The 11401-nt window shown below is 59.6% G+C and carries 6 protein-coding genes; 5 read left to right on the top strand and 1 reads right to left on the bottom strand.

The window, feature by feature from the left end:
• The first annotated feature begins 63 nt into the window (after positions 1 to 63).
• The 3 genes from EI293_RS05820 (at position 64) to EI293_RS05830 (ending at position 7105) form a co-directional block, all read left to right on the top strand.
• Positions 64 to 2496 (top strand): efflux RND transporter permease subunit, encoded by a 2433-nt coding sequence (locus EI293_RS05820; RefSeq protein ID WP_125436169.1) that lies wholly within the window; start codon positions 64 to 66, stop codon positions 2494 to 2496.
• Between the two features lie 198 nt (positions 2497 to 2694).
• Positions 2695 to 6183: an isoleucine--tRNA ligase gene (ileS, locus tag EI293_RS05825; RefSeq protein WP_125436170.1), complete on the top strand. Its 3489-nt coding sequence runs from the start codon at positions 2695 to 2697 to the stop codon at positions 6181 to 6183.
• 265 nt (positions 6184 to 6448) lie between these two features.
• A complete protein-coding gene (locus tag EI293_RS05830) occupies positions 6449 to 7105 on the top strand; it encodes a lipoprotein signal peptidase (protein ID WP_125436171.1) in 657 nt (218 codons plus the stop codon).
• A 190-nt stretch (positions 7106 to 7295) separates the two neighbouring features.
• On the opposite strand, the gene EI293_RS05835 is transcribed toward EI293_RS05830, so the two are convergent.
• Complete coding sequence (locus tag EI293_RS05835; RefSeq protein ID WP_125436172.1) at positions 7296 to 8282, bottom strand: aldo/keto reductase; 987 nt, start codon at positions 8280 to 8282, stop codon at positions 7296 to 7298.
• A gap of 229 nt (positions 8283 to 8511) precedes the next feature.
• On the opposite strand from EI293_RS05835, the gene EI293_RS05840 reads away from it, so the two are divergent.
• Positions 8512 to 10557, top strand: a complete 2046-nt coding sequence (locus EI293_RS05840) for an ABC transporter ATP-binding protein (protein ID WP_125436173.1) — start codon at positions 8512 to 8514, stop codon at positions 10555 to 10557.
• Between the two features lie 33 nt (positions 10558 to 10590).
• Positions 10591 to 11334 (top strand): ATP-grasp domain-containing protein, encoded by a 744-nt coding sequence (locus tag EI293_RS05845; RefSeq protein ID WP_125436174.1) that lies wholly within the window; start codon positions 10591 to 10593, stop codon positions 11332 to 11334.
• Positions 11335 to 11401 lie beyond the last annotated feature (67 nt).

Raw genomic sequence — 11401 nt, forward strand, 5'->3', positions numbered from 1 at the left:
AATAGCTGATGCTCACCGGATAGCTGCCTGGGGTTACGTACCTTTGCTGCATTTTACCGGCCTATGTGGAGAAACCTCGCCTTGTTCGTCATCAAGAACCGCCGCCTGCTGGTTGGGCTGCTGGCCATCATCACCGTGTTCATGGGTTGGCAGGCCCGGAAGGTGCAGATGACCTACGACTTTGCCCAGGTGGTGAGCCCTACCGACCCGGACATGGTGTACTTCCAGCAGTTTAAGCGGCAGTTTGGCGAGGACGGCAACGTGCTGGTGCTGGGCATGCAGGATAGTTCGGTGTACCGGCTGGGCAACTTCAACGAGCTGCGCACCCTCACCGACACGCTCAGCAAGGTGGAGGGCGTGAATGGCGTGCTGGGCGTTACGCGCCTGCCCCGGCTGGTAAAAGACACTACTTCCCGCACGTTTCGGGCCGAGCCCATCTTCCGCAACTTCCCCCAGACCCAGCCCGAGCTGGACTCGCTGATGCGGGTGGTTAATGCCCAGGAATTCTACAAAGGCCAGCTGATTTCGCCTACCACCGGGGCCACGCTGCTGGCCCTTACCATGGACCCCAAGTACCTGAACTCTAGCCGGCGGGAGGCCGTGATGCAGGAGATTCTGGGCCACGCCGAGCGGTTTCAGCAGAAAACCGGCATCAAGATGCACTACGCCGGCCTGCCCTACGTGCGGGCCACGATGACCACCAAGGTAGCCTCGGAAATGAAGCTGTTCGTGGGCCTCACCATCGTGATGATGGCCCTGACGCTGTTCATGTTCTTCCGGACGTGGTCGGCGGTGGTGTTTCCGTTACTGATTGTGCTGATTGTGGTGACGTGGTGTATTGGCAGCATGGTGCTGATGGGCTACAAAATCAACCTGCTTACGGGCCTGATTCCGAGCATCATCATCGTGATTGGCATCCCGAACTGCACCTACCTGCTCTCGCGCTACCACTACGACTACCGCAAATCGGGCAACCAGGTGCTGGCTATGGCGCGGGTGGTGCGCAAAATCGGCCTCGTTACGCTCATGAACAATACTACCACGGCCATCGGCTTTGTGGTGTTCTGCTTCACCAACATTGCCATTCTGTTCCAGTTTGGGGCAGTGGCCACCATTAATATTTTCGTGGCGTTTGCGGTGTCGTTTATACTGATGCCGATTGTGTTCACTATTCTGCCGCCGCCCACGCCCAAACAGCTGGAACATCTGGAAGCCAAGCCGCTGATGAAGCTGCTCGAATTCTTCGACTACCTAGTGTTGGAGCGCCGCCGCACGGTGTATCTGACGGCCCTGGCGCTGGTGGTGCTGGCCTCGTTCGGGGTGGCCAAGGTGAAGTCGGTGAGCTATATGGTGGATGACCTGCCCAAGGATTCGTCGGTGAACTCCGACCTCAAGTTCTTCGAGCAGCACTTCAACGGCGTGATGCCCTTGGAACTGGTGGTGGACACCGGCAAGCCCCGCGGCCTGCTCAAGCTCAAGACCCTGGAGCGCATCGACCGGCTGGAAAACTACCTGCGTACCCAGCCCGTGCTCACCACGCCCGTGAGCGTGGTCACGTTCCTGAAAGCCTCCACCCAGGCCTTCTACAATGGCGACCCCGCCTACTACCGCCTGCCCGACAACGACGACAAGAATTACGTATTCAGCTACCTGGCCCGTTCGCAGAGCACCAAAGGCAGCGAGGGCGCGCTTACCAGCAAGTTGCTGCGCTCCTTCACCGACAGCACGATGCAGAAGGCGCGCATCTCGCTCAAGATTGCCGACATCGGCTCCCACAACCTCGATACGCTGCTCAACAACGGCATCCGCCCCGAAATCAACAAGATTTTCAACGGCACCGGCATGGACGTGAAGCTGACCGGCACCACCGTCATCTTTACCAAAGGCAACGAATTCCTGATTGGCACGCTCAAGGAGAGCCTACTGATTGCGTTTGCGCTGGTGGGTTTGGTGGTCCTGATTCTGTTTCGCAGCATCCGGGCGGTGTTCTTTACGCTGCTGCCCAACTTCTTCACGCTGCTGCTCACGGGCGGCATTATGGGCTATTTCGGTATCCCGCTTAAGCCCAGCACGGCCCTCATTTTCAGCATTGCGCTGGGCATTGATGGCGACAACAGCATCCATCTGCTGGCCAAGTTCCGGCAGGAAATGGCCGCCAACGGCCGCCGCGTGAAGGCCGCCATCAGCACCACGCTTTCGGAGGCCGGCACCAGTATGATTTACACCAGCATCGTGCTGTTTCTGGGCTTTTCGGTGTTTGCCTTCTCCGAGTTTGGCGGTACCAAGGCCCTAGGTTTGCTCATGTCGGCCAGCCTGCTCATCACCAACTTCTCCAACCTGATTCTGCTGCCCTGCCTGCTTGTTACCTTCGAGCATGGCAAGGATGAGGACGTCATCGACCAGTCCAATATCCGGCACTACGACGACAACTACCACGAGGAAGACGACGACCTGGAGCTCAACCTGAGCCGCATGCGGAAGGGGTTGGTTTCCTAGCCTTAGTCGCCTCACCCCCTAACCCCCTCTCCAAAAGAGAGGGGGAACTAGCTTAAAAATTCTAAAAATCAGTTCCACTAGCGCCAGTACAGACTCTTTTTAGCTGCTGTTAACGTCTTCCGTTCTAGTTCCCCCTCTCCCCTTGGAGAGGGGGCTAGGGGGTGAGGCAGCTAGAGGCTAAGAAATAAACACCCACAAATGAACTACCCCGAATTCAAGCAGCCGCTCAACTACGGCCAGGTCGGCACCGATATCCTGGCGTGGTGGAAGCAGAACGGCATCTTTGAGAAGAGCGTGAGCACCCGCGAAGGGCAGCCCACCTTCGTGTTTTATGAGGGCCCGCCCTCGGCCAACGGCGCCCCCGGCATTCACCACGTGATGGCCCGGACGGTGAAGGACATCTTCTGCCGCTACCAGACGCTGCTGGGCAAGCAGGTGCACCGCAAAGGCGGCTGGGACACCCACGGCCTGCCCATCGAGCTGCAGGTGGAGAAGGAGCTGGGCATCACCAAGGAGGATATCGGCAAGAAAATCAGCATCGAGGAGTACAACCAGCGCTGCCGCGAAACCGTCATGCGCTTCAAGGCCCAGTGGGACGACCTCACCGAGAAAATGGGCTATTGGGTGGACCTCGACGACCCCTACATCACCTTCGAGCCCGAGTACATCGAGAGTTGCTGGGCGCTGCTCAAGAAGCTCTACGACAAGGGCCTGCTCTACAAAGGCTACACCATCCAGCCCTACTCGCCGGCCGCCGGCACCGGCCTTTCCTCGCACGAGCTGAACCAGCCCGGCACCTACCGGGACGTAAAGGACACCACCGTGGTGGCCCAGTTCAAGGTGAAGCGGGACGAGAAGTCGGAGCCGTTGTTCGGCAACGTGCAACTTGATGAAGTGCCCCTGGCGGCCCTCTACGGAGACAATGCCTCGGAGCCGGACGTGTACATCCTGGCCTGGACGACGACGCCCTGGACCCTGCCCGCCAACACGGGTCTGGCTGTGGGCAAGAACATCCCGTACGTGCTGGTGAGCACCTTCAACCCCTACACCTACGCGCCCATCCGGGTGGTGCTGGCGGAGGCGTTGCTGGGCAAATACTTCTCGGAGAAAGGCAAAGAAGCCTCGTTTGAGGACTTCAAGCCCGGCGACAAAGTGCTGCCCTGGCGCATCGAAAATACTTTCAAAGGTGCCGACCTCGTCGGTATCAACTACGAGCGGCTGTTCGGCCACGACAAAGGCTTCCCGGCGTTTGAAAACGAGGAAAACGCCTTCCGCGTGATTCCCGGCGACTTTGTGACCACCGAGGACGGTACCGGCATCGTGCACATTTCGCCCACGTTTGGCGCCGACGACTTCCGGGTAGCTCAGCTGGCCGGCGTGCCCGCCCTGATGGTGGCCGACGACGAAGGCAAGCTCGGCCCCATCGTGGACCGGACGGGCCGCTACGTGGCCCAGATGGGCGAATTCGGCGGCCGCTGGGTGAAAAACTACGACGGCCACGACGAGTCGGGCGCCGACTACAAAACCCTCGACGAAAGCATTGCCATCCGCATGAAAGGCGACGGCACAGCCTTCAAGGTGGAGAAGTACGAGCACACCTACCCGCACTGCTGGCGCACCGACAAGCCCGTGCTTTACTACCCGCTCGACTCCTGGTTCATTAAAACCACGGCGGTAAAAGACCGGCTCATCGAGCTCAACAAAACCATCAACTGGCAGCCCGCCAGCACCGGCACCGGCCGCTTCGGCAACTGGCTGGAAAACCTGGTGGACTGGAACCTGAGCCGCTCCCGCTACTGGGGCACACCGCTGCCCATCTGGCGCACCCAGGACGGCACCGAGGAAATCTGCATCGGCTCAATCGAGCAGCTGAACGCCGAAATCGATAAAGCAGTGGCGGCCGAAGTCATGACCCACAACCCCTACCAGCTGGTGGACGGCAACTGGATAATGGCCAACGGTTCTTCGGATCAAACCGCCAAAATCGACCTGCACCGGCCCTACGTGGACGACATCTTCCTGGTGTCGCCCTCAGGTCAGCCCATGTACCGCGAAACCGACCTCATCGACGTGTGGTTCGACAGCGGCGCCATGCCCTATGCGCAGTGGCACTACCCGCTGGAAAACGGCGAGAAATTCAAGCAGAATTTCCCGGCCGATTTCATTGCCGAAGGCGTGGACCAGACCCGCGGCTGGTTCTTCACCCTGCACGCGCTGGCCGTGATGCTGGAAGACTCGGTGGCCTACAAAAACGTGATGGCCAACGGCTTGGTTCTGGATAAGAACGGCAACAAGATGAGCAAGCGCCTCGGCAACGCTGTGGACCCGTTTGCCACCATCAGTCAGTTCGGCCCCGACGCCACGCGCTGGTACATGATTGCCAACGCCCAGCCCTGGGACAACCTGAAGTTCGACGTGGCGGGCATCACGGAGGTGCAGCGCCGCTTCTTCGGCACGCTCTTCAACACCTATTCGTTCTACGCCCTCTACGCCAACCTCGACGGCTTTCAGGCCCGCGAGTTCGACCGCACGCCGCACGCCGAGTTGAGCGAGCTGGACCGCTGGATTCTGAGCAAGCTTCAGTCGCTGATTGTGGAAGTGCGCGGCCATTACGACAGCTACGATCCTACGAAGGCCGCCCGCGCCATCCAGGATTTCGTCACCGACCAACTCTCCAACTGGCACGTGCGCCTCTCGCGTCGCCGCTTCTGGAAGGGTGAGCTAACCGCCGACAAGCGCGCCGCCTACGAAACCCTGCAGGAATGCCTGGTGGTGGTTTCGCAGCTGATGGCCCCGATTGCGCCCTTCTTCGCCGAATGGCTCTACCAGAACATGACCAACGGCATGCGCGCCGAAGCCATTTTGCGCAACACCCCGCTGGCCGCCGAATCGGTGCACCTGACCTTGCTGGTGGAGGCCGACGAGGCCCGCATCGACAAGGCTTTGGAGGAGCGCATGGAGCTGGCTCAGCGCATCAGCTCGCTCACCCACTCGCTCCGCAAGAAGTCGGTGCTGAAGGTGCGCCAGCCCTTGCAGCGCATTCTGGTGCCGGTATTCAACGAGAGTACCCGCGCCCAGGTGGCGTTGGTGGAAGACCTGATCTGCGCCGAGGTGAACGTGAAGCACGTGGAGTTCCTCGATGATGCCAGCGGCGTGCTGGTGAAGTCGGTGAAGCCCAACTTCAAGCGCCTGGGCCAGCAGTACGGCGCCAAGCTGAAAGCCGTGGGCGCCCGCATCCAGCAGATGAGCACCGAGGAAATCAGCACCCTCGAAAAAACCGGCCAGCTGGCCGTGGAAATCGACGGTGAAGCCTACACCCTGGCCCCCGACGACGTGGAAATCCGCACCCAGGACCTGCCCGGCTGGCTGGTAGCCACCGACGGCCCCCTCACCGTAGCCCTCGACGTGACCCTCACCGACGAGCTGCGCCAGGAAGGCGTGGCCCGCGAGCTGGTGAACCGCCTCCAGAATCTGCGCAAAGACAGCGGCCTGGAAGTGCAGGACAAAATCCGCGTGACGCTGGGTGAGCAGCCCGAGCTGCAAGCCGCCGTGCAGAGCTTCGGCAGCTACATCCGGGAGGAAGTGCAGGCCCTAAGTCTGGATTTCGCTCCGGAAATCAGTGGCGGCGCGGTGCTGGAATTCGACGAGTTTTCCGTGCCTGTATTGCTGAACGTTGCAACTGCCTAAGCCTCAGGTGCCAACCGCCGCCTCCAAAACGGCGGTTGGCACACCGGCGCACAAAGTGTGAAACCGGGTGCCGAATCCGGCTCAAAACGGCATAAACCGCCACCCGAAACATATACTAACGGTGCCGAAGCTGGATTATGCTCGCACGCAGCGAAGTCCAAAAATCTTCGTCCCTTTGTGCCACGAGAGGGAAGAGGTTCGGGTGCTGACACGCTGTCAGGGCCAGGTCTCACTTCTCACTTCTAACCTCTCACTTCTATTAAGAATGAAGTACTGGAAATACTACTTGGTGGCCCTGCTGGTCATCGTCATTGATCAGCTCTCCAAGTGGGCAGTGCACCGCTACATGCCCATGGGCATGGCCGGCGAAATCCCACTGCTGGGCGACTGGTTCAAGCTGCATTACACGCTCAATCCGGGCATGGCTTTCGGGGTAGAATTGCCGCCGCCCTACGGTAAAATCCTGCTCACCAGCTTTCGGCTGGTGGCCGTAACTGGCATTGCCTACTACATCTATAAGCTCTGGAAACAGCGGGCTCCGCAGGGGTTTATCGTGTGCGTGGCCATGATTCTGGGCGGGGCGTTGGGCAACGTCATCGACTCCATTTTCTACGGCATCATCTACAACAACGCGCCCTATGGTTCACCTACACCCTGGTTTCATGGGCAGGTGATTGACATGCTGTACGTGGACATCTACGAAGGTATTCTGCCCACTTCCTGGCCCCTGGTAGGTGGCTCCCACGTTTCGCTCTGGCCCATCTTCAACATTGCCGACGCGGCTATTTTCGTGGGCGTAGCATTGATTCTGCTGTTCCAGGGCCGGTTTTTCGCCCACCACGAAGCTGCTCACCCGGTAGCCGCCAATGATGTAGCCGCTGCCCAATCCCGCCGCGATGCGGAGGCTTCGGAAGTCGCCTAGAGAAGTACTCTTCTAAATCCTAAAAAGGCCTGCTGGAACTGTTCCAGCGGGCCTTTTTGGCTTTTCAGAACGTCATGCTGAGCTTGCCGAAGCATCTCTACCGCTTCGTTGGATTACCATTGCGGTAGAGATACTTCGGCAAGCTCAGCATGACGTTCTTTTTACCATGCGCTTACTATGCTCCACAATCTTACCAGCTATAATGCACCAGCGGCTTGATGTGCTGCTCGTACACCGACTTCACGGCCTGCATCTGTTCCGGAGTAAAGGCGGGCAATTCGGCGGCCTGGAGGTTGGAGTGTAGCTGCTCGGTCCGGGAGGCGCCGGGGATTACACAGCTTACTTCCTCGAACATTAGTACCCAGCGCAACGCCAGCGGGGCTAGATTAGGCTGGTCAGGGAAGATCTGTTTCAGCTCTTCCACGGCTGCCAGGCCGGTTTCGTAGTCCACGCCCGAGAAGGTTTCACCTTTGTCGAAGGCCGCCCCGTCGCGGTTGAACTGGCGGTGGTCGTCGGGGGAGAAGGTGGTCTGGGGCGAGAATTTGCCGGTGAGCAGGCCGCTGGCCAGCGGTACGCGCACAATCAGGCCCACGTCGTGGCGCTTCGCTTCCTGGAACAATAGCTCGGCCGGACGCTGCCGGAACATATTGAAGATCAGCTGAATGGTTGTGACGTTAGGAAACGTAAGGGCCTTGAGGCCTTCCTCCACCTTTTCTACGCTCACGCCCAGGTTCAGGATTTTGCCTTCCTCTTTAAGCCGGTCGAACAGCTCAAAGATTTCGGGCCGGTAGAACACCTCCGTGGGCGGGCAGTGCAGCTGAATCAGGTCCAACGTATCCAGCTGCATGTTGCGCAGGCTATTTTCTACGAACTGGCGCAAAGCAGCGGGCTGATAGGCCTCGTTGGTGTGAGGCTGCAGTTGCCGGCCGCATTTGGTGGCCACGTACACCCGCTCCGAGCGGCTGCGCACCAGGCGGCCCACGGCCTTTTCGCTTTCCCCGTCGCCGTACACGTCGGCTGTGTCAATGAAGTTGATGCCCGCATCGACGGCGCTGTTGAGGATGGCGTCGGCGGTGTCGTGGCTGAACGGGTCGCCCCATTTGCCGCCCACCTGCCAGGTACCGAGGCTGATTTCTGAAACGTTGAAGCCGGTTTTACCGAGTTTGCGGTACTGCATGAGTGGTAGAGAACAGAATGATGATGGTTTTGGGGAGGCCACGCCTTGTCATTCCGAGCGCAGCGAGGAATCTGAGTTAGCCATTCATGATTAACTCGGATTCTTCGCTGCGCTCGGAATGACATGTTTCCTGGCCTCAAAATAACAACCCCGGTTTACGCGAAACGTCCCGGGCAAGCTACCGCGCATCGGCCTATCTTTACTTTTTTCCGCCTCGTTCTTCGCTGCCGTGTCCCAGCCCATCCTCTCCGTTCGCAACCTCACCATCGATTTTCACTCGCACCGGGGCAACACGCGGGCCGTGCAGGATATTTCCTTTGAGCTGCACCGGGGCGAAACCCTGGCCATCGTGGGCGAATCGGGTTCGGGCAAATCGGTTACCTCGCTGGCTCTAATGGGGCTGATTCCGCTACCGCCCGGCCAGATTGTGAGCGGAGAAGCGCGCTTCCAAAGCGAGGCATTGGGTGAGGTGGATTTGCTGCAACTATCTGACAGACAGTTGCAAAAGGTGCGCGGAAACGACATCGGGATGATTTTTCAGGAGCCGATGACCTCCCTGAACCCCGTGTACACCTGCGGCAGCCAGGTGGTGGAGGCGTTGCGCCTGCACACCAGCCTCTCGGAGAAGGAAGCGGCGGCCCGCACCGTGGAGCTGTTCACGATGGCCCAGCTGCCGCGCCCCGAGAAAATCTTCACGAGCTACCCCCACGAAATCAGCGGCGGCCAGAAGCAGCGCGTGATGATTGCCATGGCCATGGCCTGCAACCCCGCCCTGCTCATTGCCGACGAACCCACCACCGCCCTCGACGTAACGGTGCAGGCCCAGGTGCTGCGCCTCATGGACGATTTGCGCCGCCAGCACAACACCGCCCTCATCTTCATCACCCACGACCTAGGCGTGGTGGCCGAAATAGCCGACTGGATTCTGGTAATGTACCGGGGCCGGGTGGTAGAGCAAGGCACAGTGCTCGATATCTTCACCAATCCCCAGCACCCCTACACGAAAGGCTTGCTGGCCTGCCGCCCAAAACTTTCCATAGGCCGAAAAAAACTTCCCGTAGTAGCCGATTTCATGCGTGAAACGGCGGATGGGGGCTTTATTAGCACTGAAACTGCCTCTACGCAACTGGTTGATGGTCTTGCCAGTGTCTCTGCGCCAGTAACCCCTCAAAGCGAAGCCGAAACCGCCAAAACGTTCCCCGTGGAACATCGTGTTTCACGCCCTGTGGAACCGCAATTCGGCCTTGAATCGGCTCCTGGACTGGAATCGGGGCAGCCGCTGCTGTTCGATGTGGCCGTGCCGGAGGCTCGTAGCGCCACATCTGAACCTGACAGTGGAGAAATACGAGAGGTTACCGCAACGGAAGGCAACGTAGCCCAAGGCTTCAACCCTAAGGCACCCGCGCCAGCTACACGAGCAACGAACAACGAACACCAAACAACGAATAATGATCCTATCCTGCGCGTCGAGAACCTGAACGTGCATTTTCCGATCCGGAAAGGCTTCTTCAACCGCACCAAGGAATTCGTGCGGGCTGTGGATGGGGTGAGCTTCGATATATATCCCGGCGAAACGGTGGGGCTGGTGGGGGAGTCGGGTTGCGGCAAAACCACGCTGGGTCGGGCGCTGCTGCGGCTGGTGGAGCCCACGTCGGGCAGCATCCTGTTCGACGGCGTGGATCTGGCCACGCTACCGGCCGAGGCGCTGCGGCGGAAGCGCCGGGAGTTTCAGATGGTATTCCAGGACCCTTACGCCGCCCTCAACCCGATGATGACCGTGGGCGAAGCCATTCTGGAACCCATGCGCGTACACGGCGTAGGCGGCACCCGGCCGGAGCAGAAGGCCCGCGTGCTGGAGCTGCTGCGTACCGTGGGCCTCAAGGACGAGCACTTTCAGCGTTACCCCCACGAGTTCAGCGGCGGGCAGCGCCAGCGCATCTGCATTGCCCGGGCCCTCGCTTTGCAGCCCAAGTGTATCATCTGCGACGAGTCCGTGTCGGCCCTGGATGTGTCGGTGCAGGCCCAGGTGCTCAACCTGCTCAACGACCTCAAGCGCGAGTTCGGCATCACCTACCTGTTCATTACCCACGACCTCTCGGTAGCCCGCTTCATGTCCGACCGCCTGCTGGTGATGCGCCAGGGCCAGATTGTGGAAAGCGGCCCCGCCGCCGACATCTACGCCAACCCTCAACACGAGTACACGCGTCAGCTGTTGGCCGCCATTCCCAAAGACACCCCCGCCGACATCCGCGCCGCCGTGGCGAGCCGGGCGTAGGTGCTTCTCTGACTTGTACCTAACTGCGGCAGTATGCGCATCATCTATCCTTCTCTGCCCTACGAAGTGCGTACCGTGGACCCTATGTGGGCAGATGAATACCACTGGGCGCAGGAGCAAGGATGGGCGGTGGCATTGTATGACAGCGAAACCCAGCAGCTGAAATCCGCTAGCGTAACGCCGGCTCTTTACCGGGGCTGGATGCTTTCCGAAGCGGAGTACCTTAATTTGGCGCACCGCACGCCTCTGCTTGTGCCTGCGGCCAACTACCTAGCCGCACACTTGGCTACGGGCTGGTATGAAGCAGTCCGGGACTTCACGTTTCCCAGTCAGTTCCTGAAACCGCATCAACCGCCCGACTTCTCCACCGGACAGCACTACTTTGTGAAAGGGCTGGTGAAATCGTTCGGGGTAGATTCGGTGGTGGCTTCTGCGGCGCAGTGGCAGCATCTTTGCCGGCGGTATGAACTATTACCGGAAGAGTTGCTGTTCGTACGGCAGTTCGTGCCCCTGGCTCCCGACTCGGAACGTCGTTTCTTTGTTGTAGCAGGTGTAGCCTACGGAGCGGAAGGCACTGTGCTGCCTACTTCCTTACAGCCTGTGCCGGCGCTATTGCAGCCCCGCCTGCTCTATAGCCTGGATGTTGCCCTTACTGCCGCCGGCCACCCGATTGTGGTGGAGGTAGGCGACGGGCAGGTGTCGGATCTGAAGGAGTGGGCTCTGCCTGATTTTGGCTCTGTTGTGCTTCGTGCTTTGTCCTGCGTAACCCAACCATAACCTTCCTTTTTTACCTCGGAATAGTTATTCCGTGCTATATTCCGTATCATCTTTCCGAGGCCCGATT

Source organism: Hymenobacter perfusus (assembly GCF_003944765.1).
GTDB classification, from domain to species: domain Bacteria; phylum Bacteroidota; class Bacteroidia; order Cytophagales; family Hymenobacteraceae; genus Hymenobacter; species Hymenobacter perfusus.